The 22,598-nt window shown below is 56.6% G+C and carries 20 protein-coding genes; 15 read left to right on the forward strand and 5 right to left on the reverse strand.

What is annotated here, in order from left to right:
- Positions 1 to 356: 356 nt before the first annotated feature.
- The 13 genes from LVY75_04610 to LVY75_04670 all read left to right on the forward strand — a co-directional run bounded on the left by LVY75_04610 (position 357) and on the right by LVY75_04670 (position 11,796).
- Positions 357 to 704, forward strand: coding sequence for a YtcA family lipoprotein (locus LVY75_04610; GenBank protein ID XAZ21228.1), 348 nt, complete (start codon positions 357 to 359; stop codon positions 702 to 704).
- A gap of 2 nt (positions 705 to 706) precedes the next feature.
- Complete coding sequence (locus LVY75_04615) at positions 707 to 1,162, forward strand: biotin/lipoyl-binding protein (GenBank protein XAZ21229.1); 456 nt, start codon at positions 707 to 709, stop codon at positions 1,160 to 1,162.
- Positions 1,163 to 1,172: 10 nt separating this feature from the next.
- Positions 1,173 to 1,754, forward strand: a complete 582-nt coding sequence (locus tag LVY75_04620; protein ID XAZ21230.1) for an HlyD family efflux transporter periplasmic adaptor subunit — start codon at positions 1,173 to 1,175, stop codon at positions 1,752 to 1,754.
- Complete coding sequence (locus tag LVY75_04625; GenBank protein XAZ21231.1) at positions 1,738 to 3,657, forward strand: FUSC family protein; 1,920 nt, start codon at positions 1,738 to 1,740, stop codon at positions 3,655 to 3,657. The genes LVY75_04620 and LVY75_04625 overlap by 17 nt, the downstream gene beginning before the upstream one ends.
- Positions 3,658 to 3,950: 293 nt before the next feature.
- Positions 3,951 to 4,745, forward strand: a complete 795-nt coding sequence (locus tag LVY75_04630) for an alpha/beta hydrolase (GenBank protein ID XAZ21232.1) — start codon at positions 3,951 to 3,953, stop codon at positions 4,743 to 4,745.
- Between the two features lie 85 nt (positions 4,746 to 4,830).
- Complete coding sequence (gene mdcA / locus LVY75_04635; protein ID XAZ21233.1) at positions 4,831 to 6,480, forward strand: malonate decarboxylase subunit alpha; 1,650 nt, start codon at positions 4,831 to 4,833, stop codon at positions 6,478 to 6,480.
- A gap of 13 nt (positions 6,481 to 6,493) precedes the next feature.
- Positions 6,494 to 6,808, forward strand: a complete 315-nt coding sequence (locus tag LVY75_04640; GenBank protein ID XAZ21234.1) for a malonate decarboxylase acyl carrier protein — start codon at positions 6,494 to 6,496, stop codon at positions 6,806 to 6,808.
- Positions 6,805 to 7,740: a biotin-independent malonate decarboxylase subunit beta gene (locus LVY75_04645; GenBank protein XAZ21235.1), complete on the forward strand. Its 936-nt coding sequence runs from the start codon at positions 6,805 to 6,807 to the stop codon at positions 7,738 to 7,740. Before LVY75_04640 ends, LVY75_04645 begins: the two co-directional genes overlap by 4 nt.
- Positions 7,727 to 8,446: a biotin-independent malonate decarboxylase subunit gamma gene (locus tag LVY75_04650; protein ID XAZ21236.1), complete on the forward strand. Its 720-nt coding sequence runs from the start codon at positions 7,727 to 7,729 to the stop codon at positions 8,444 to 8,446. The genes LVY75_04645 and LVY75_04650 overlap by 14 nt, the downstream gene beginning before the upstream one ends.
- Complete coding sequence (gene mdcG, locus LVY75_04655; protein XAZ21237.1) at positions 8,424 to 9,074, forward strand: malonate decarboxylase holo-[acyl-carrier-protein] synthase; 651 nt, start codon at positions 8,424 to 8,426, stop codon at positions 9,072 to 9,074. Before LVY75_04650 ends, mdcG begins: the two co-directional genes overlap by 23 nt.
- Entirely contained in the window at positions 9,071 to 9,961 is an 891-nt protein-coding gene (gene mdcB / locus LVY75_04660; GenBank protein ID XAZ21238.1) for a triphosphoribosyl-dephospho-CoA synthase MdcB, read from the forward strand. The genes mdcG and mdcB overlap by 4 nt, the downstream gene beginning before the upstream one ends.
- A complete protein-coding gene (locus tag LVY75_04665; GenBank protein XAZ21239.1) occupies positions 9,961 to 10,911 on the forward strand; it encodes an AEC family transporter in 951 nt (316 codons plus the stop codon). Before mdcB ends, LVY75_04665 begins: the two co-directional genes overlap by 1 nt.
- Before the next feature lie 738 nt (positions 10,912 to 11,649).
- Entirely contained in the window at positions 11,650 to 11,796 is a 147-nt protein-coding gene (locus LVY75_04670; protein ID XAZ21240.1) for a transposase, read from the forward strand.
- 245 nt (positions 11,797 to 12,041) lie between these two features.
- Here LVY75_04670 and LVY75_04675 read toward each other — a convergent pair whose 3' ends face one another.
- Positions 12,042 to 13,817 carry a hypothetical protein gene (locus LVY75_04675; GenBank protein XAZ21241.1) on the reverse strand — a complete coding sequence of 592 codons (1,776 nt, stop codon included), beginning with the start codon at positions 13,815 to 13,817 and terminating at the stop codon, positions 12,042 to 12,044.
- A 4-nt stretch (positions 13,818 to 13,821) separates the two neighbouring features.
- Positions 13,822 to 14,772, reverse strand: coding sequence for a hypothetical protein (locus LVY75_04680; GenBank protein XAZ21242.1), 951 nt, complete (start codon positions 14,770 to 14,772; stop codon positions 13,822 to 13,824).
- A gap of 1,333 nt (positions 14,773 to 16,105) precedes the next feature.
- Here LVY75_04680 and LVY75_04685 point away from each other — a divergent pair.
- Positions 16,106 to 16,462 carry a hypothetical protein gene (locus tag LVY75_04685; GenBank protein ID XAZ21243.1) on the forward strand — a complete coding sequence of 119 codons (357 nt, stop codon included), beginning with the start codon at positions 16,106 to 16,108 and terminating at the stop codon, positions 16,460 to 16,462.
- 1,108 nt (positions 16,463 to 17,570) lie between these two features.
- Here the strand turns inward: LVY75_04685 and LVY75_04690 are convergent.
- Positions 17,571 to 18,200, reverse strand: a complete 630-nt coding sequence (locus LVY75_04690; protein XAZ21244.1) for a response regulator — start codon at positions 18,198 to 18,200, stop codon at positions 17,571 to 17,573.
- Between the two features lie 687 nt (positions 18,201 to 18,887).
- Here LVY75_04690 and LVY75_04695 point away from each other — a divergent pair.
- A complete protein-coding gene (locus LVY75_04695) occupies positions 18,888 to 20,549 on the forward strand; it encodes a winged helix-turn-helix domain-containing protein (GenBank protein XAZ21245.1) in 1,662 nt (553 codons plus the stop codon).
- On the opposite strand, the gene LVY75_04700 is transcribed toward LVY75_04695, so the two are convergent.
- Positions 20,529 to 21,365, reverse strand: coding sequence for an ABC transporter permease (locus LVY75_04700; protein XAZ21246.1), 837 nt, complete (start codon positions 21,363 to 21,365; stop codon positions 20,529 to 20,531). The genes LVY75_04695 and LVY75_04700 overlap by 21 nt on opposite strands.
- Positions 21,346 to 22,062 carry a phosphate ABC transporter ATP-binding protein gene (locus tag LVY75_04705; protein XAZ21247.1) on the reverse strand — a complete coding sequence of 239 codons (717 nt, stop codon included), beginning with the start codon at positions 22,060 to 22,062 and terminating at the stop codon, positions 21,346 to 21,348. Before LVY75_04705 ends, LVY75_04700 begins: the two co-directional genes overlap by 20 nt.
- Between the last annotated feature and the right edge of the window lie 536 nt (positions 22,063 to 22,598).

Genomic DNA, 22,598 nt, shown 5'->3' on the forward strand with positions numbered 1-22,598 from the left:
CAAGGATTCAGTGGCGCAGCAGATTGGCAACGCGGTGGCTCCGCGAGTGGTCTAACCGATGGCCTGGCGACCTACCGGGCTCTGGAAGACGGCGGTTTCGACATCGAAGCAATCCTCTGGCCGCCAAAAACAGAAACGAACGCTCTCGCTTGCATTGATTCGCCGCCGCTTGATGCAACCGTCTCGATCTTGGAGAGCGCCTGGACGTAGTGATCATGCTGTCGCGCGTCGCCCTGGCCGGCACCGTTGCAATAGGCCAACCGAACGATGTACCGATACCACCCTTGCGGATAGTTGTTTGGAGGGCCATCCCGGGCGAACACTTGGGTACCAGCACAATAAAGCAGGAGCCTTTCATGAGCATGATTGCATCCGCCGGCTCGACGAACTCTCATCGGGTGAAGTTCGGCGCCGCGTCGGCGCCCATCAGACGGAGCGGAGGAGCACTGGTGGGCCTCTTCTCGGTATCGGTGGCTTTCCTTGCAGGATGCACACCCAAAGCAAGCCCCTCCCTGCCTCTGTTTGGAGCCTTCTTCCCCTCCTGGCTTCTCTGCGCGGTGATTGGGGTGATCGGCTCGGTTGTCGTTCGGGCCATCTTCGTCTCCACTGGCATGGATGACCAGCTTCCATTGCGGTCGATCGTGTATGTCTGCGTAGCAGCAACGATCGCCTTCGGGGTATCGCTTTTTGTATATGGACGCTGACCATGGAGGCCTCAGCGTATGCCGATAAGAGGAGCATCTTTGGAATCATCGCAACGTGCGCTCTAATCATTCCGGGGATCGCTTTAAGTTGGCTCTACTACCAGCATTCCGTGACCAATCCTCTATCAGACGACGCCATACTCACGGCTGATACGGTCAATGTCGCGTCACAAGTCACCGGTCAGATCAACCAGCTCTCCGTCACCGAAAATCAGAAAGTCCAACGAGGAGATCTTCTGATCACCATAGACCCGCTTCCCTACCAACTTGCGGTGGACCAGGCACAAGCTGATTTACGAGTGGCGGAGGCTGCCAGAGATACCCAGGCCAGGAATATCGGGGGTCAGCAATCCAGCGCTCAAGTCGCAACCGAGCAGATTACGCGGGCGCAGGAAGACCTTGACCTTGCAGAGCAGTCATTGGCCCGTCTCACTGCCCTTTTTTCCATGCTGCGTTAGCAAGCAGCAAGTGGATAACGCGCGGACTGCGAGAGATAATGCTAAAATCGCGGTTGAGCAGGCGAAGAACCAGTCCCAAGCAGCGACGATCGTCGTCAACACGCTCGACTCCGCCAACGCCTCGGTGCAATCCAGTCAAGCTGCTCTCGCGATAGCTCGACATAACCTCGCGTACACCACGATCCGGGCGTCTCACGATGGCCGAGTGGTGGGTGTCACCACATCGACCGGTCAGGTCGTCGGCGCGGGACAGCCAATCTTTACGCTTATAAACACCGAAAACTGGTACGCGTCCGCGTCGTTTTCGGAGGTCGAACTCACTAACATCAAGGTTGGAAGCTGTGCGACCGTCTATGTTCTCTCCGACCGATCCCGCCCTATTAAGGGGAAGGTCGATGGGATCGGCTGGGGAGTGACGTCTGACGAACTCGTCAATTCTCCACAGGCGCTGCCCTCCGTCCCGAAGACCCTGAACTGGGTCAGGCTCGAGCAACGCTTTCCAGTCAGAATTAAGCTGATAGACCCGCCGGAGCAGCTCACTCGCATAGGAGCTTCTGCCGTCGTTGTGGTGCATCATGACCAAAGCTGCTGAATGGCGTCCGGTTCGATTGGTGAAGCATCTGGTAGATGACCTCGCGCCGTTCCCTGGACGACTCGCGATTACTTGGCGGGTCTCAGTTCTCACCGCATTGGTAGCCGCTGTCGCGATGTCGCTTCAGACGCCCGAGGTGGCGGTGAGTTGCTATCTAGTGACATTTGTCATGAAACCCGACAGCAGCGCGAGCGTGGTGGTCGCTCTGACGCTGACATTCGTCATTACCGTCGTCATTGCGCTGGCGACGATCTTGACCGTGCTAACTATAGGTTCACCGGGCTTGAGGTTGCTCTTGATGGCGACGGTCTCGTTTACGATGCTGTTCCTTGGATCAGCCAGTAAATTGGGACCGACTGGAGGCGTAGTAGCTCTCATAGTTGCCGACATCCTGTCGCTGATTTACACCGCATCCAGCGGCGAGATCATTACCGAAGGACTTAGGTTTGCATGGGAACTGGTTGCACTCCCCATGATGATGATCGTCGCATTCAACATATTACTGGGCCGCTCCACGGTCGCCATTCTCCGTGACAACCTTCTCCATCGGCTTGTGGCAGTGCGAGACGAGCTCTCGTTCCCAAGCACGACGAGTAGTCAATCTGTGCGCGAACTCCTGCAGCGAGGCAACGCCGAGCCTCTTTCGAAACTCAAATTCGTCCGCTTGTTCCGTTTGGTGTCGAGCAAGAGGGCGACGCGGATAGAGGATGACATCACGGCATCTTATCAATTGCTGCTTGCTACGTCAGCGATGAAGTCGGAGGAGGGCTCCACCGACCGGCAGATGCTTTTCTCCCATGTTGGTCGCGTCGTCGAGGGTCTCAAAACCGGGCAGGCACCGCCACCTCCCCCGCCATTGTCGGATGATGCGACGCCGGCCGCTTCGGCCGCATATCGTGCGCTTGCCGCCATGGCCGGCCAGAAGCATTCGCCTTATCGTTTGGGTACCAGCGAGCCATTTTTCGCTAGCGATGCTTTCAGAAATCCGGAGCACGTTCGATATGCGCTGAAGACAACTGCAGCCGCTATGACATGCTACGTTCTTTATGCTGGCATTAACTGGGCCGGGATTCATACGGCGATGATCACCTGCTACGTGGTCTCCTTACGTACGACGGGAGAGACAATTCAGAAACTGGGAATGCGTATACTCGGCTGTTTGATCGGCGCCGCCATGGGGTTGCTCTCGATCGTCTTCTTGATCCCGCATATGCACTCCATCGGTCACCTCATGCTTCTCGTTTTCGCGGGAACCTTCATCGCCGCGTGGATTACCAACGGTGTCGAACGGACTTCGTATGCAGGGATACAAGTTGGCCTGGCCTTTTTTCTTTCAGTCCTCCAAGGCTTCGCACCGGGGATCGACCTCGAGCTGGCTCGGGATCGAACGATCGGGATCCTCCTCGGCAACACCGTCATGTATCTCGTGGCCACTCGAATTTGGCCTATAGGTACTGAATACGCATTGAGAACGAACCTTTCTAAGGCATTGAAGGGACTCGCGTCTCTTGCCCTGATTCCAACAGCTGCGCGGGGACATGCCGCAGCGTTGACTGCCGATATCGGCGGATCGATAGGAGCGATGCGAAAGTTGTTCAGCCTTCTTCCGCTTGAGCCCGCTTCAGTTCGACCGACAGAGGCTTTGCAAAGCACCCTGCGCCTTATCGCGGAGGAAGCAGAGATGCTAAGTCGACAGATCTACCTGGCTCGCTCCGATACCCCTGACGCGGCAGAGCGCTTGAGAAAACTCGCAGATCAGGCGAATAGCGACTTTCTCGATCCCTCGCCCATCAACCGCGAAACCGAAGCCAAGCAACCTTCTCAACCTGAGAGCGCGCCTTTGGATCCAATCGACGCTCAAATCTATCGCATGGAAATCCTGATGCGGGATGTCAATCGTTGATTCGGTGCGCCGGCAACCGACACTATCGATGGTCGTGTCGATCCTATCCGTAGGTGTGATTTTCCGCTCCATCATAGGCAGCTAGATTTTGGTCATTAGCGCTTCAGAAGATCAACATTCTCACGACACGAAGCGACAGCCTTAAAGGATACCGCCGGACCTGAATAAGGCCCACGGACGCCGTCCGTGGCGGCGGCGGCATATTGCCTCCGACCACTGCGCTCGGAGTGTCCGAGCATTCGTACAAGTACCGCCTCCTTCGACCCAACCCAACCTGAGAGAAAGCTGTGGAAATGAAAAAACTCAAGACGTATCTGGCGCTCGCATTGGCCCTCCCGCTCGTAGCCCTCGGTGCTCCCGCAAACGCCGAAACCCTGAAGAACATCGTCCTCGTTCACGGTGCCTGGGTGGATGGATCGGGTTGGAAACCTGTCTATGAAATCCTGACCAGGGAAGGCTTCAACGTTACGATGGTTCAAGAGCCCGAGACCTCGTTCGCGGATGATGTCGCTGCGGCGAAGCGTGTCCTCGATATGCAGGAAGGACCCACGCTTTTGGTCGGGCACAGCTACGGCGGCTCAATCATCACCGAGGCCGGCGTTCATCCGAACGTGTCCGCTCTTGTATATGTGGCGGCCCACGCCCCTGATGTTGGCGAAGACGAAGGTACGCTTGGAAAGAAGACGCCAAGCGTACTGGCGAAGACGGAGGGCGCGATCAAAAAGACTCCGGACGGCTACACGTATCTGAACCCAGTGGAATTTCCGAAGCTGTTCGCCCCCGACATGCCGCATGAGCAAGCTGTGTTCGAATCGCGTTCTCAAGTGCTTGCTGCCGCGGAAGTGTTCACAACGCCGCTGACAGCGGCGGCCTGGAAGACCAAACCGAGCTGGGCGATCGTCGCGGGCAACGACCAGATCATCAACCCCGATCTGGAGCGCTGGTATTACGAGCGCGCGAAGAGCCACACGATCGAGATCAAGGGCGCAAGCCACTCGGTCTATGAATCGCATCCCAAAGAAGTGGCAGAGGTCATCATCGAAGCCGCTCGAAAGGCCGAGACCGAAGCGAAGTCTGCGAAGAAGTAAATTTCGATGAAAGTCGACCGTCGGTGCCGATCTCCCATGTCGCGTCGGCGGTCACCTCTGAGACCCGATTTCCGCAGGAGCAGACATGACGATGAACTGGCAACACCAACGAGACAACCGCGATGTTCGTGTGCAAGCAGGCAGTGCGGTCGCTTCCGGCAAAATCGTGTTGGCAAACGATGCCACGCGTTTGCTGGAAGCTGTCATTCGCCCCGGCGATCGCGTGTGCCTGGAAGGGGATAATCAAAAGCAGGCCGACCTTCTGACAAACGCCCTTCTAGCGGCTGATGTTTCAAAAGTTCATGACTTGCATATGGTGCAGTCGGGCGTCGTCCTGCCTGGCCACCTCGATTTGTTCGATCGAGGCGTCGCGAAACGGCTCGACTATGCATATTCCGGCCCTCAGTCTGCCCGTATCGCCACGATGCTGTTCGGCGGCAAGATTGAGCTTGGAGCGGTTCACACTTATCTCGAGCTGTTCGCTCGATACTTCATCGACCTCACGCCGAACGTCGCACTTATCGCCGCGGTGAGTGCGGACCGGGAAGGCAATCTGTACACCGGCCCCAACACCGAGGACACTCCTACGGTCGTCGAGGCGACCACATTCAAGGACGGCATCGTCATCGCCCAGGTTAACGAGATCGTGGATAAGGTTCCACGCGTCGACATTCCAGGCGACCGGGTCCACTTCGTCATCGAAGCCGACACGCCGTTCTTTGTCGAACCGCTCTTCACGCGTGATCCCGCAGCGATTACCGAGACACAAATCCTGACTGCCATGCTCGCGATTAAGGGGATCTACGCCCCTTACGGAGTTCGAAGACTCAATCACGGCATCGGTTTCAGCACGGCGGCAATTGAACTACTTCTTCCGACATTTGGTGAAAAGCTCGGATTGAAAGGTAAGATTGCGACCCGCTTTGCTCTGAATCCACATCCAGCGCTCATACCCGCTATCGAATCGGGTTGGGTCGAGCAGATCCACTCCTTCGGCTCGGAAGTAGGTATGGACGATTACATCCGCGCTCGCTCGGATGTTTATTTCACTGGGCCGGATGGATCCCTTCGTTCAAATCGTGCGTTCTGCCAGGTAGCTGGACTGTATGCGTGCGACATGTTCATCGGCTCTACGCTCCAGATCGATCTCGCTGGAAATTCATCTACCGTGACTACGTCCAGGATCGCAGGTTTCGGCGGAGCGCCAAACATGGGATCGGACGCCCGAGGGCGCCGCCATCCAAGCGAGCCGTGGCTCCAAGCGGGACGAGAGGCGGATCCAAACGGCCCGGCCCCGCTTCGTCGAGGAAGAAAGCTGGTAGTTCAGATCGGCGAAACCTTCGGTGAGAAAAACGTGCCGCTCTTCGTGGAGAAGCTGGATGCCCTCGCACTCGCAGAAAAGCTCAAGCTGGAGCTGGCGCCCGTCATGATCTACGGCGACGACGTCACCCATATCGTGACGGAAGAAGGCATCGCCAATCTCTTGCTCTGCCGCGACGCCCGAGAGCGCGAGCAAGCGATCCGCGGGGTCGCCGGTTACACAGACGTGGGCCGAGGCCGAGATAAAAGAGCTGTCCAGCAGCTAAGAGAGCGGGGCGTGATCCGACGCCCTGAGGATTTGGGCATCAACCCGCTCGACGCCGATCGTAAGCTTCTTGCCGCACGGTCGATAAAGGATCTCGTTCATTGGTCGGGCGGACTTTACTCGCCCCCTTCAAAATTTCGAAACTGGTGAGAGGCGCAGGAAAATGGAGAAACTAATCTTCCATCACAAGATGTTGCAGCGGGCCGCCGGAGCCAAGGAACTTGCAATCAATGGCGTCGTGGCCTCCGGGAACCTTGAAGTCCTGAGCGAACGGGTTTTGCATGACAGCGAATGCACCGTCGAGATCAATACGGCGGTCGATGGCTTCGGCGAGGTTTGGGCCGCGGTCGTGCAGGACTTCGTCGATCGCTACAATCCTGGTGGTCTCAGATTCTCGATCAACGACGGAGGTGCCCGCCCGGACATCGTCATGCTCCGCCTCGCTCAGGCTGTCCGGTTGATGGAGGACACTCAATGAAAAACGTCTCGGACAAGATCGAAAACCACCCAGATGGATCGGCAAGTTGGTATGAAGCATCTGCGCGTGAACGCATCGCTCTTTTGCTCGATGTCGACAGTTTCAAAGAGTTCATCGGGCCAGAAGTACGCGAAGTCAGCCCCCACCTGCCGATCTTCAATCTTCCCGAGGCATTTGACGACGGGATCGTAATCGGCAAGGGCACACTCGATGGATCCCCGGTCTTTGTCGCCGCTCAAGAAGGGCGGTTCATGGGCGGCGCCTTCGGCGAAGTCCACGGAGCAAAGCTAACCGGGCTCCTTCGGGCGGCCCGTGATCTAAAAGAGATACCCGTCCTGATCCTCTTCGACACCGGGGGTGTCCGCCTTCAGGAAGCAAACGCTGGCGAGCTTGCAATCGCCGAAATCATGCGAGCCGTTGTCGAAGCTCGGACCGCAGGAGTAAAGGTGCTGGGGCTAATCGGCGGCCGCGCGGGCTGCTATGGAGGCGGAGCTCTAACGGCCGGGTGCTGCTCTGGACTGATCGTCTCGGAACAAGGCCGCATCGCGGTATCCGGTCCTGAGGTAATCGAGACGAACCGAGGCGTCGAGGAGTTCGACTCGCGAGACCGCGCGCTGGTTTGGCGGACCATGGGCGGAAAGCATCGCAAACTTATTGGCGGAGCCGAGCTTTTCGTCAACGACAGGGCGCGCGCTTTTCGAGATGCGGCCGCAAAGCTCCTCGCGACTGCAAAGCCACTTGGTCTGGAAACACTATTATCCGAACAAGATCGACTTGAGCAGAGGCTTCGAGAATTTCGCGATGCCGCAGACGCGATCGATATCTGGACCGCGATGAAGATACCAAATGCTGCGTCCGTGCCGGCTATGGCCGCAGACGAATTCGTATCCCTGGCAGACAGTATCGGAAGGAACTTCCATGACGCTCGCTGATCTTCTTGCATCACTGTTTCCGAACGGCCACGAAATCGCAAATGAGGGCGGATTGCTGCTTGGGTCTGCGCCGCTTGGTCGAAACGGAAAGGCGCTTGTCATTGGCGTCTCCGGGGGAATAGCACTCGGCGTCGATGAGGCAATTCGCCTTTCCGGCCGCGTGCTTTCTTCTCTCAGCTCTGACACCGGGCCGATCATCGTTATCGTCGACAGCGATAGTCAACGAATGAGCAAGCGCGACGAACTGCTTGGACTTAGTGAGTTTCTTTCACACTTGGCAAAATGCCTTCTTTACGCGGACATGAACGGTCGTCCGACCATCGGTATCCTCTACGGTCATACCGCCGCGGGCGCGTTCCTGGCGACCGCGCTGGCGACAAGAGTGCTGGTCGGGTTGCCAGGAGCGGAGCCAGCGGTTATGGATTTGCCGTCGATGTCGAAAGTCACCAAGCTTTCCATCGACGTCCTTCAAGAGAAGGCCAAATCAACGCCGGTGTTTGCACCGGGACTTGAAAACCTCGCCCAAACTGGTGCCGTCCATCTTCTATGGAACGCGAACAAAGCCCTTGCGGACCAGCTAGATGAATTGCTGCGCAACCTACCGGATGCCGGAGACAGACGCGGCGATCTTGGGTACGCCCGTAAAGGACGACTAAAAGCAGGCCCCGTAGCGGAGCGCGTCCATGAACTCGCGGTCGCGCGGTAGCGCGCAGCCGCTGAGGCGGCACGATCTTGTCGGTATCGCTCCATTCTCTTCCAATTCCGACCCGATCCTAGCAGCGTGGACTGCGAATGGTTGGCCACTGATCAGCCGCAGGCCAACCCTCCACGACACTGAAGGAGTCACAGTCGGCCTTCCCTTGCCCCCCTCTCAAGGGAAACGACGGCACTCGTTTGTTGTCCGACCGGATCAGATCATCTCGATCCGCGCGCCGCTCCCTTTGGGCGACGCCGTCCACAAGACACCATCATCTTGGCTGCCGACGATCAACCACATCGAAAAGCTGGCTGGCGAGAATGGCTACGGCATCCGTGTATTTGGAAGCCTAGCCTGGAGCGCGCTCACGGGACTGGACTACCTGACTGGGAATTTGGATCTCAATCTCCTTCTGTACGCCAACGCTGACACGAACCTTGATCGCATCTTGGGACACCTTGCTCAGATACAGTTCGTTTCACCGATGCGGTTGGACGGGGAGTTCGTACGGGGTGACGGAGCGGCCGCCAACTTGTGGGAGTTTCGCAGCACTGCTCCCGATATCCTGGTCAAGTCGCTCGAAGGGGCAGCTTTTGTCCATCGCAACAAGTTCCTAGCTGGAGATTTCGCCATATGAAAAACGTCCTCTCAACGTTGCTCGCGCCACGGCAACAGCCCTCTGCTGCCAGGGCACGCCCTTGGGTGGACATCGATGCCATCTCCGTCTGCGCCCGGAAGAGCCTGATCCTCGAACTAGAGACGTGGCCGAAACCAGGTTTGGTGAGCCACATAGATCGTGGCAGCCATCACGACATGAACTCTGAGACGTTTCGAGAAAGTGCGGACGCCATAGAACCATATCTTGCGGCGTTGGTTCGAGAAGGCGCCGCAGGCAGCAAGATGGGGCGCCTGAGAGCCGTTGGTATCGACGCTGAGCGAGCGATGCTATCCGCTACCAACGGCATCAACACTCATCGAGGAGCAATTTTCGGCGTCGGTCTGCTTTGCGCCGCGGCCGGCGCGCGCGCGAACAGCAGAGTAGCAGACAATCTCACGCTGGGATCCATTGTTTCGCTACTCTGGGGGGATGACATAATTAACGGACCCCTGCCGTTGAATAGTCACGGAGGCAGAGCGCGGAGAAAGTATGGAGCGGGTGGGGCTCGCATCGAGGCTGCTCGAGGCTTTCCGACGGTCTACGAGGTTGGTCTCCCAACGCTCCGGAAGTATCGAGCCAACTTTCCCGACGACATGGAAGCAGTTCGGGTTCAAACGTGTTTCGCGCTCATCGCAGCGGTCGAAGACACCAACCTTCTGCACAGAGGCGGCCAGCGAGGTCTTCGCCACGCAAGGCTTGCCGCTGATGCGTGGCTTCAAGATGGTGGGATCGCTAATCCGCGTTGGCGGGAGAGCGCCCACTTAGTCCATCAAGAGTTTATCGGCCACTGGCTTAGCCCGGGAGGATCTGCGGATCTCTTGGCGATGACCCTTTTTGTAGACGCTCAGGAAAGGCCTTTTATCTGATGATTGCGACAATTCTACTCGCACTGACGCCGATATTCTTTGTCATGACCCTGGGTTACGGAGCCGGACGATGGAGCATCGTTGACAATCATCACGTCGACGGTCTCAACGTACTGGTCATGAACTTCGCGCTGCCTGCTTCCCTTTTTGCCGCAACCGCTTCGGCTTCCCGATCGGAGATGTATGCCCAAGCTCCGTTGTTCGTGATTTTAAGCGGCATGATGCTCTTCGTTTTCTTGGGGTGGTACTTCTTTCAAGTCAGGTTCCGAAAAATAGGAAAGCCGGATTCATCTCTCCAGGCGCTTACGATCGCGTTTCCTAATCTCGCTGGTGTCGGGTTGCCAATATTGGCAGACGTAATCGGCCCTGATGGAACCATACCCCTTGCGGTGGCGCTCGCGGCCGGCTCCATCGTCATCAGCCCTCTGGCGTTGGTTCTAGTGGAACTGAATGTAAAAAAAGACCGCGTTGATCCGTCTGCAGGCAAATCGAAAGTGTTCAACGCGCTTCGGCACGCGCTGACCAAGCCAGTGGTTCTGGCGCCAGCCTTGGGTATCGTGTTCTCCCTGAGCGGACTTCCAACGGGAAAAGTGTTGGACGCAAGTCTCCTGTTGATCGGGCATGCTGCTCCGGGCGTCGCGCTATTCCTAACCGGCGTCGTGCTTTCGGCCCAAGCCTTCCGTTTGAACTGGAAGGTCGTGAACGCGACTATTGTCGCTGATCTGGTTCGTCCCCTGCTGACTGCAGCGATTGTGCTGGCTCTAGGTGTCGCGCCAGAGACCGCCAAGGTAGCGATCCTGCTCGCGGCCGTCCCTTCGGGCTTCTTCGGCATCCTGTTCGCGGTCAACTACCGGCTGGACTCGGCCACCACCGGGTCGATGGTGATCGCCAGCACCATTTCGAGCGTCGTGACTCTAGCGGTAGCCATCGCTTTACTCTATCCGCACTGAGCTTCTGCTATGACCCGGGCAATAGTGTGCTCTGGTCAGGGTCGACAGCATTCCGAAATGTTCGGCTTGTCCGGCGACGCCTCCGAAGCCGAACCCCTCTGGGAGCACGGGCGGATTTTGCTTGACGGCCTGGATCCCCGCCTCAATGTGCGCGAGGTCTGGTGGAGACACTCCACTCCAACCGGTTTGGGCAGATCATTTGCGCGATTTAGCGGCATTAGGTAGCAAAACCCGGTTTTTGCTACCTAATGCCGCGATTTAGACCCTTTCGGCAACCGCGGCGCTAAGAACGTCGCTTCCTGCCCAAGTAGTCCTCGCTGGCTCCAGCGTCGGGGAACTAGCGACCTAGGGCGCTTCAGAAGTGCTTGACCGTATCGTAGCATGGGAACTGGCGGCTCATAGAGCCGCAATGATGGATGTGCATACTTCGCCTGGAGACGGTTTGCTGTCTATCCGCGGACTGCAACGAGGAATGATCGATAGGCAGTGCGAGTGTCATCGCTGCCTTGGCAATTGTGAACCCCGATGATTGTTCATCCTCGCGGCACGCGGCAGACGCTTCAAGCGGTGGTAGCAGGGCCGAGCAGCTCCAACCGATCAGAATGACACTCCTGCCTGTGGTGGTGGCATCGCATACCAGGCTGCCTCGACCGGGAAGTCTGGACGTGAGGTTAACCGGCACTGGCCGGAAGAGGTGAAAGCGCAAATCGTTTCGGAGAGTTTCGGCTAGGAGCGCTGGTGAATGAAGTCGCAGAGCGACATGGCCTGACGCCGAACCATCTGTCCACTTGGCGAACGATGGCGCGGCAGGGCGAGCTGGTTCTGCCTGCGCCTGAGGAGGCGGTAGAATTTGCAGCGGCAACCGTCGAAACACCTCTTTCATAACCGCCGGTCAGCCTGGCCGCACTACCCGCTGATGTGGAATGTTCCTTCGTCAACGTAGAGCACATCTTCAAGTAGGCTGATCCTCGGGCACATGAACTTTACCTGTTCCGTATAGTCTTGCAGCCAAGGCGGATTTGTAGCAACGTTGTCGCGCAGGATCTGCCCGGGCTTACCGTTCCTGCGTCAAGTGTTCCCAGAACACGCCCCTCACGGGGGCCCTACGGGCCACATCAAGCTGTCACTTGTCATTGCCCTGAGGCAGCAGGGCGATGACTTTCAATCTCCTCCCGTAACTGAGCGAACGCTTCCGCGCGCGCTAAAACCGATTGAGCACGATTATCTTCGAGGGCGGCCAGCACGGTTTCGAAGGCCGTGCTGTCGCCGACCTCCAGGAGTCTTTGATATGTGACGCCCGCGTCGCCCGCTACAATTGATCGGGTGACACTCATCGTCTTTTGCATGCGGACGCCGATCTTAATCGGGATATGCAGATCGCCGATTTTTCTGCACTCAACACTGATGTTGTAATCCTTGAATGGTCTTCCGCCAGTCAAGATCCCACGGTTCCGAAATTTCTCTACTTGTTGGGAGTACAACCAATAGCGTCCGGGTTCCAGCCATAGGCCGTGGTCAGTGACTGCTTCGATCTTGTACGATCCCATTTCATCCGATGCATTTGATTCGAGCCATTTCAGCGCGTTGTCGATATCTTTCCTTGGAAGGGAAATGTGTATCGAGTCGATGTTGCTGTAGCAGATCAAGGCATCTGGAAACCGTGAGCAGATCGCCTCCATCATCTCCAGCACCATCACCCGTCCTCTTGCAACGATGCGCTGGTTGAAGAAGAAGCACGTAGATTGGTCAAACAGATTGGGGCTGGTAACGACCGTCCCGGCGGCGTCGGTGAAACTGGATATTCGACCGCGGTGCTCCAGCCAGCTATCGATGGAAGCTTCCGGCTCGTCCGAGGCTGGAACAATGCCGTATATCGATCTCAGAAACTCAAAGGCTCGGTTACGGCTGCTGAACGAGGATCGTAACGACGACGGTCGGCTCGCGCACGACGACAGCAAGGTCGATAGGAATTTCTCGCGATCGGCCAGCGTCTTGTTGCCCTGGGCGCGAAAGTTCTTCCTTCGGGCGAAGGAGCGAATGGCCTCCTTTGCCAAGGGATGTCTGATTTCGTGATCGGACACGACCGCATGAGTGACGTGGATGGTGTCGAAATGGCGGCGGTAGTATTCGAGCTCAAACTCGTTGAGATCGACCTCGACGGCTTCGTCCAGCGATGCGCCGAGATATCGGCCGGAGCAAAAGCTGCGGAACGGGTTATGCCGCCGGATGAAGTCGGTGTTGGGATGGCTGAGAAGGCAACGGTAGAGGCCCGTCTTCAGTGTATCGCCAAGCGCCAGCGGCCGGTTCCACGCGATTATCTCCAGTGAGGACGGCTTAGGGAACGAGTGCTGCATGCAGGCGGAGTACATGGCGTTGAAGTCGATCGCCAATACGGCCCGGTCATCACGCTTTTCCTCAAGGACGAAAACATCTTGGATAGGCAAGTGCCAAGCCGAATAAAAACAGACATCGAGATTGTTCTTCCGACGGACGGCATTGCAGATCGTATTCCACTTATCGTCGCAGAATTCGGCGGCAGAGATGAAATGGCGCCGATAGCGTCGGACTACCGCCCCTACCCTGTCAAAGCTGATCTTTGAATTGCTAATGAATGGATGGGGCGGAAGCCACGGGTAGATCGCCTCGAGCACAATCGGCGGACGACGGCCCGGATTGGCCAGCGCAATAAGATCCGCCTCCCTCTTCGTCAGTACGGCCGGGAGGGTATTGGGATCGGCCCGATAGTTCTCGATTGGATATGTTCCTCCGACATCTGTTATCGATGCGCCGTCGGAGGCCAGCAGGAAAGGCTCCCGTCTCGTGCGACCCTTCTGTTTGCGGAGGAGTGACGTTCGGATTTCGCTCGGAAGTTCGGGCGACGCGTGGAAGCGAAAACTGCGGCTCATCAGATTAGCCTTTGTTTCGGGCTTCGCGCCTCATCAGGAGGATGCCGCAGCGAGCGAGGGCTAGTTCGTTGAGGAGAATTGATCGATCTGGAACGTCCGTCGTAATTGATTCATGGCGCAATGCGCGATCGATCGTGTGTCGGACAGAAAATGGAAAGAGGTATGTTAGCGGGTGAAGGTGCCGCAGGGGCCAGTTCTTGATATGCCCCTTGCCGGGTTGTGAGCGGCCTGTATCCTGCTCGGGAAGGTGCGACCGGGCTGTCTCATAAAGCTTTTCGAGAGACCGGAGTTCTTCCAGCGATCCCACGCCTATCTCAACGATCGAATAGTGAAGGCGCGCGAGCGATAGGATCGCGCGCGTGCTATCCCTGCTAAGGGCCGCGGCTCCCGGATTTCCAGGAGAGTCTGCGAGCGTATGGATGGCGGTCCGCAGGATACCAGTCCTGTCATAGGCGACTAAGAAAGGTTTGCTTCCCGCCTCTTTCAGCACTGAGGCCAACCATACCCTTTGCGCGGTATTCACCTTGACGCCTTCGCCACTTAGGTACTGTTCGAGCAACGCCCGAAGCCCGTGGGTGAGCGTGGCCGTGATGGCAGACGAGTAGGGAAGGTCTTCCCACTTGGAGTAGCGACTGATGGCATAGGCTTTCCCCATAGAGAGGAGCGACTTGAGAAACGGCCTTTCGGTGTCCGGCCACTGATGTTCTCCAGAGAGCGCCGTGTCCGCCTCGTGAAGCGCCCAGCGCCATTCTGCCGGCGAGACGCCTCTAGCGTTGAGGATACGCGCGCCTATCGATTTAAGCGAAAGAAGCTTTACGTCTCCGATCGCTTCGAGTTCCTCGTTGAGGAGGCGTTCTTCCTCCTCCCGTTCATTGGCGGCTTGTATTGCGCTCGGGCTGACGTAACCATCAACGTCGCTCACCCAAAAACTGTCACTGTCAAAACTTTGACTCATGCCTGAAATGTCCGCCCCATCTGCCGTCGGATTACTCTATGGCTTCAATGCGATGGCAACAAGTGAGCGCAGGACGCAAATCCGACTTGACCACATGCCAGACCTTGCGCTTGCGACGGGCTTGCCGCGCCTGCCTGTCGTTGCGCCGAACGGGTCGCTCGGACTTTATTGCTCATTTGCAACTCAAGCCATCGAGGATCGGCGGATCAACTTGTCCTTCGGCGGGGTTTTCCAAGTAGCTCTTTGTAAACCGCCATGGGTGGGCTTCGTCTGAAAATGCCGCCGACAGTGGACGCCATCCCAAGGTGCCGCCAAACCGTACTGGGACTCTGGCGCGCGCGATTGCTATTGGCAGGAAAAGAGTCAGGGGAAACGGCTTAGAGGGAAACCGCGTCCATTCTCGGTGGAGGTGTCACAGTTTTCGAATGTAACCGTAGGCATTTCGGGAATCGAACATGGTTGGCCAAGTGCTCCCGGACGGCAAGTCCACATTTGAAAACATAGCTGTCCCATCTTCGTCGCTAATCTGAACGGTCGATGCCTCGACGATTTGCCGGTTAGGTGTATTCATAGGGAATGTCCGTTGAACCTCCCAATGGCTACCAGTGAGATTGCATCGGGTGTAGCCAATCGGCGAGAAGATGTGAGCGATAATCGTGCTGCCACTTCTTCGTCACGGTGCATGAACTGCACCGCTCCCCCCTTCGATGAGGTAAACATGTTCTTCGCCGGGACAGCCATCGCGAAATGGATTCCTGGTGTCGGCGTCCAAAGCTCCCATCTGTTCACGATGATTTTAGTCGTGCCCACTATGTCCGATACGATTTCCTCCCGTCCCCGGCATCCGTCTCTTGAGCGGAGTCGACAGAGCGATGGATGTTAATCTGGATGTTGGCGTGAAAAAACTCTCGGACTGGATTTGCACCACGGTACGGTGGGCCTCGTGCCTGCAAAGCTGCGTCGAGTCGGGAGCGAGATGCTTCGTTGAATTGAGGCCGGACGATGCGTTGAGCCGTATGGCTAGAGAGGCGTTTCCTGACGTTGAGAGCCGTAGCTTTGAGCGACTTTCAAATCCCTTGTGGGCGCGCGAGCATCGATCGCCGCACGCGCACATTAGCTGCGCTTGTCGAGAGCCGTCTTCGCCACCATCCCTAGAAGCTATAGCGACCAACCGAACGTATAGCACAGCGCTATCCTCAGTGTGATTTCGCGGAACGTTACCGAGACGTATTTTGTTCATGTCGCCTTGGACGGCGGACAACTGAAGTTTTCTCAAAGAAGCAACGAGAAGGCCTCAAATCACGGCCCTCTCTCACCCGTTGAAGGAACAATCATGAAACACGCAATCAGCTTTGCCGCGCTCGCAGTCGTAGCTTCGGTCGCCTTTACCACAACGAGCCGCGCCGACAGCCTCACCATGAACGACGGCCCGCAGATCGAGAAGACACTTCGGACCTTCGACAAGGCCTTCGATGTCAAGTATCTGAACGACTATCAGAACCAGAAGACGCAGCCCGATGCGGAAGACACCGCAATTCCTCGCACGAAGGAAGGCGTCCAGAACATTCGTGCGTCCATTTCCGCGAACAAGGGCCTGACTGAAAAGCTGCAGGCGAAGGGCATCGACATCGACAACGTGGTGAACGCTCAGCAGGCTGCCGACGGTTCCATGACGTTCTTCATCAAGTAGGTGTCGGACTGGTCCGACCTGATCCTCCCCAGGTCGGACCAGTCTCTTTTGAGGCAGGAAGTGTGGGTCCACCCTTCGCCGCCCTGCAACGAACTATCAGATCTCCATCCATCTGCCGGTGCGCCTCGTCCTGCCATTCGAGAAAGTCCCAGATCTGATCAGCAGTGCTAGGGACTACCGACGTTCGCGGGACGGCTCGTCCGCATCGGCAACAGCACCCCACCAATTTGCGGGAGCCTTGCATACATCAAGCCCCTGCTAGTCCGACGACACCGCGTCGACTTGTAAATCGCATGGGCTGGACGCGGCGACCAGCACGGCAGGCCGCCAAGCTTTCAACAGAGTTCGCACGCACGCGCAACCATTTCGTTCCGGGCCATTAAACCATGGCTGTGTCGGATCAAGTCGGCTGCCCAGCCTCCGATGACGACACAAGGCGTCATTGTATTGCCGGTCGTGATCCGCGGCATGATGGAGGACTCGGCGATGCGAAGTCCTATAATGCCATATGCGTTGAGCTCATTGTCGACTGCCGAAACCCGACGAGTCTCATCTTAGCGGTGCAGGACCTGTCGATAGGTGACGGCGGACCGCCGTATAAAGTTAAGCATCTTAGTCTATCGCGCCTGCAACCATTGGTCTGAGGCCATCGCCGTTCCCGATTGCTGGACACAGCTCCAATGCGTTCAAGGCGCAGCTATGTCTTCAGGCTCACTGAGTGCGCTCTGTTCGATCGAGATGGCAACCTATATCGGAGTCCGCCAGCCTAACGCGGCCACGGCTTTTTTGGTGCAAGACCATTCAACATCGTCCAGCCATCCAGCGGATATTCAACACCGGCCTCTAACGTGCGGCTTTACTATCGCAGCCTTACTGCGATCCTATGCGTGGTGATCACGAGGCCCGCCCACGGCGCTGATCGCGAGTAGGCGTGAATTCAAAAGATGCTTCTCCGAATGCCATTATCGACTACGATTTACTGGAGTGAACGTCAGGCTGCGGAAGGGCGTCCGAGCGTGTGTGGCCTAACCATGCGTGTGACCTCGGCTGGCACCACTAAGACCGCCATCTGGTCTGCCGCTCGAACGGCGCAAAGTGATTACCCTGATCAACCCGCTGTGTCTTTAGCGAACAATCTAAGCCGTTCCGTAATCTTAACGAGTTCCGCCACTGAACTGCTCCGCATTTTATGCATCACACGGCTGCGGTGAATTTGAAAGGTCACTTCGCTGATGCCCAATTGGGCGGCGGCTTGCTTATTTAACAACCCCCCGACTATCAGCGGCAATACATCACGTTCACGTGGAGTGAGCGCCGCAAGCCGCTCTCGCAGATCAGAGAGCGCAGCAGCCTCCTTTCGCCTCGCGTGATCTTGCTCCAAAGCCGCGTTGATAGACGTAAGCAGATCAGATTTGTCAAAAGGTTTCGTCAGAAAATTGACAGCACCCCGTTTGATGGCCTGAACTGTCCGCGGTATATCGCCATGACCCGTGATGAATACGATTGGGGGCTGCGCATCACGGTCGACCTGCATCTGAAACTCAAGGCCGCTGATCTGTGGGAGTTCGATATCCAAGACCAGACAAGAAGGTGCGTCAGGCCGGGCGAATGCCGAGTATTCGACAATCGAACCGAACGCATATGCTTTGACGCCCTTGGCTTCTAGAAGGTCGCAGATTGCCGTACGCATACGATCATCGTCGTCAACGATATAGACAATGCAATTGTCGTAAATCATCTCTCGACACCAGCGCGCGCCAACGGGAGATCACACCTGAAGTCCGCTTTCGACCCCGTCACGCTAAACCACAACCCCACTGCACCTTCGCTCAAACATCCAGGCACCACTCTTTTGGCGCTGCCGGCTTAGATTTCAATAGCACATGCTGTTGGATTCGGGAATGGTCATACCCATGGCCCGAGCTTCATAACGATAATCTATTATAGATGAGCCTTCGTCCTAGCTGTTATAAGCGGACAATCAAAACGCGCGTCGACTAATCGAAAACGCGCGAGCCAGGATATAGGAGTAGAGAATGACCTATCTCGTGTATCTGATTGCCCTTATACGCCCAATGATTGTGGTTGTCACTTTATTTGACATCGGTTTTGCTTTTTTGCGCGCATGCGTGAACACAATGTTTCCTGTCCGTTTGGCTGCCAAGTTATACGGTCGTCAGCTGAGGCGCAGTTATTGCGGTCACCACCGCGTCACCTTGTTCTTCGACGCGCATTCTGCGCCAGGCTGGTATCCAGGTTTTATGCAGAGCGCTTGCCTGACAGCAGCCAGCCATTGGCTCCTAGGATCACCATTGACTGGTAAGCTCTTCCCGCGCGGTTCCGATCGAATATTTTGTGGTCCCACGCCACGAATTCCCAGAGTTCCGTGGCCAAGCTCCGCGACCATGCAATGAGGAGTACTCAAATGGCAACGGTTCGGACTTTGAATACCATGGCCGCGCGTTTTAATGATGGTCCTGCCACTAGTGCTGAGACGGTGCAACCCGCTCGGCCGCATGAGAGCCTTGTTGATTCCGATGACGTCTTGTTGTTCGGCCCGTTCCGCATGTCGGTGGGAGGCCGGTGGCTCCGCAGGGGAAACGCCGATTTGGCCTTGAGCAGCCGGGCGTTTGACATCCTGATCGCGCTCGTCAGTAGAGCTGGCACGATTGTAGGTGCGCGAGAGCTTTTCGAGATTGTCTGGCCTGACGTCGTGGTGGAGGCTTCAAACCTTCGAGTCCATATCGTTGCCCTTAGGAAGGTTTTAGGCGACGGTGTAGACGGCGTTCGATTTGTTATTAACGTACCGGGGCGTGGCTACATGTTTGCCTGCCCCGTTCGTAGAGAATCCCAAAGTGTCACTAGCGCGAATCCGCGGCCGCAACAAAGGCTTCCGACGGTTCCCCAGCTTTTGTATGGTCGAAGCGAGACGCTCGAGAAACTACCCGCGATGATCCTGTCCAAAAGATTTGTCTCCGTGATTGGTCCCGCCGGAGTTGGAAAGACCACGGTCTCGTTGGCGGCGGCCGACGCACTGAGTTCTCAGTTCGGAAGTGACGGCGTTTGCTTCCTCGACCTATCACTCCATAGTGATCCGACGTTCGCTCTCGCTGCTTTGTTATCCATTGCCCCGTGCCCGTTCGATCTTTCCAACACCCAGAGTGCAATCACAAGGTGTCTGTCGGACAAGCGAGTTCTTCTGTTTCTTGATAACTGCGAGCATGTCATCGATTCTCTCGCGCCGCTTGTCGCTCGGATATTCAGGGAAGCGCCATCCGTGCACTTGTTGGTCACTAGTCGCGAAGTACTTCGAGCGGAAGGTGAACACGTCGAGTTTCTTTCCCCGCTGAGTCATGCAACCTCCTCCACGGAATACCGGAGGCCATCTCCCGCGGTTGAGCTATTCATGGAACGTGCTGCAGCGAGTGGATGGATTTCATCGGTTGACGAAACTGAGACCGCATCCGCGATGGAGATCTGCCGCCGACTTGATGGTCTTCCCATCGCAATTGAACTTGTCGCTAGTCACGTAAGCACTCTTGGGATGCTTGGCTTAACCGAAATAATCGAGCAGGATGAATTTTTGACACTTAGGGGGAGGCGTAGTGCCTGTTCGCGGCATCAAACCCTCGAAGCTCTTCTCGACTGGAGCTTCGACCTACTTTCTGACGAGGAACAGCGGTTTCTATTGAAGTTGTCCAAGTTCGCGGGTGCCTTTACCCTCGAGGCTGTACGGAGCTTGTACGCGCAGCCCGAAAGTGAAGGGGTGCGAACTGCGAGGCTGCTAGCAAGCTTAGCCGACAAATCGCTTCTTCAGGTTTCTCGCTCGTCCACAACCTCGTACTACAAGCTTCTGCATATCTTGAGGGTCTATTGCGCCCGGAGGGCTTCGAAGCCCCACGATTGTCGCTTGCGGATCGTTAAGAATACAGCAGAACGCGAAGTAGGATCACCGGATCATCTCAACGCCATCGCGACTGTCCCGTTCGGGCAGGCGAAGCCGAACGATATTTGCAGCGAGCTTAGCGCCTTGCAACCTATCACAGGCCAAAATCAATTCGGCGCATTATCGGACCAACAGGCGTGAGAAAACATTCTCGCGCTTCTTCGATGCCATGGAGCCACTGCGCAACGTCAGCTGGGCGGCCGAGGTGAATGCTCGCTTTTGCATTAGGGCCGCAACCCCCATTCCGGATATGCCGGATGCCACTAGGATCATTGCAACAATAACGAACTGGTAGATGCCGGCATACAGCGGACTTGCACCCGAAACGAGCATGCCGGCCATAACTCCAGGAATCCAAACGAGGCCTAACGACTTCAACATGTCCAGGCGCGGGAGCAAACTGGAGTAGACCGAAGTCTGCACAAATGGTGACACGCTAGCCGAAGGCTGTGCACCGAGACAAAGGGCGGCTTCAATCTGACCGACATGACTCAGGATGTCAGCACGAAACCGTTCCATCGCCTGGGCGCAAGCATTCATGCTGTTGGCAATAATCATACTGCCTACGGGCACGAGAACGGTGACATCGGCGGTCAGACACCTCGTAAGGAGCATAAAAATGATCGCTGTGCCACCACCAGCGCCGATCGAGTAAAGAGATATCTCGAATGCATATGGCAGGTCGGAAAAACGACGGCTTGCGGTGACTGCAGCCGCGATGATCATCCCCACGAGAATAAGTGCACCGATAAGAAGTGTACCCTTAAGTATAAGACCAAGGACAACGCCGACAAATGACATTTGGAGCAAGCCTCGCAAAAGCGAGATCGACGTTTCCTTCTCGACTCTTACACCAAACCGACGACATACGAGCACAACGCCGAGGCAAAGAACGGCTGCAGCAATGGCTTGAGCAAGCCCGACAAGAACCGCGTGATCAAAGAGATCCGTGAGCATGGAGAACCTCCTGCGTTGGGCCGCATGAAACCAGTTTGCCACTAGCCATGAACATTGTTCGCTTTGCCAGACGCAAAGCCTGAGACGGATTATGTGTGACGATCAGGCACGTCACGCTGTCCTCTTCCGACACTTTACGGACAAGGTCTTCAATCACTCGTCCGGATTCTTCGTCGAGAGCGGACGTGGGCTCGTCTAGCAAAAGGATTCGGGGACCGTTTGCCAGGGTTCTGGCGAAAGAGACACGCTGCGCTTCTCCGCCTGAGAGAGTGCTGACATCGTGACTTCCGTAACCACGCAGTCCCACTTTCGTCAGAAGTTCCTCGATTTTCTCTTCCGGCAAAGCCTGATGCCGCTGGGCCGGTCCGTAAGATACATTGTAGGCCACCGATCCGGCAAACAGGTTGGCGCTCTGCATCACCATCCCAACGGTCTGGCGCAGCGCCGTCGGAGCTAGGTTTCGATAGTCGGTCCCCTGGATGTAAATGGTTCCTGATGTGGGCTCATCCAGGCGGTTCACGAGACGAATCAGCGATGATTTCCCAGCACCGCTTGGACCCGTTATTGCGACGATCTCGGCGCGAGGGATATCTACGGTGACATCGTCGACCAGCAATCGCCCTTCGACGCATCGCTGCAATCCGGCCAACCGGAGTTCAACAACGGGCTTGGAAGGCAGGACTGTTATGTTGTTCACGTGTATAACCTCACATCAGGCTGACGTCGGCGGTCAATGCCGCGTATGGAATAGCTTACGACTTCTGTCTTACGGACAATACGGGTCACGGCGAAGGATGAAACCACACGGAGGTCTAGCGGAGCCTACACATAAGGACACAGAGGCAGCGGCGGTTTGACCTATCGCTCCGCCGCCATGGGCATAATCAATCCCACAACGAAATGTAGTTTTCGGAGCAGAGCCCTATCCCGTTACTCGGTCCACCTTAGGCAGCCACGTCGAATCCTTAAACATCCCCTGCCTGACCCACGAGAAACGACCTATCAGACGAAGAATGCGACCCGGTTGCCGAAGGCGCTAAAAGCGGTCGGCTGTGTCGATAACGCTGGAGAGGCATCCGACCGTGTGCGCCTGCTCGCACCGCTCAATGCAAGCCTCAAAGCCGGCCAGAAAGGCACCATACAGGGTGTTTTCGATTGTCTGGGTCGGAGTACCGAAACGGGCGGCTTGGTCGCGGTCGATCGCTAGTGCGACGGTCGCACCGCCGCTTTTGT

Source organism: Sinorhizobium sp. B11, from assembly GCA_039725955.1.
Taxonomy (GTDB): domain Bacteria; phylum Pseudomonadota; class Alphaproteobacteria; order Rhizobiales; family Rhizobiaceae; genus Rhizobium.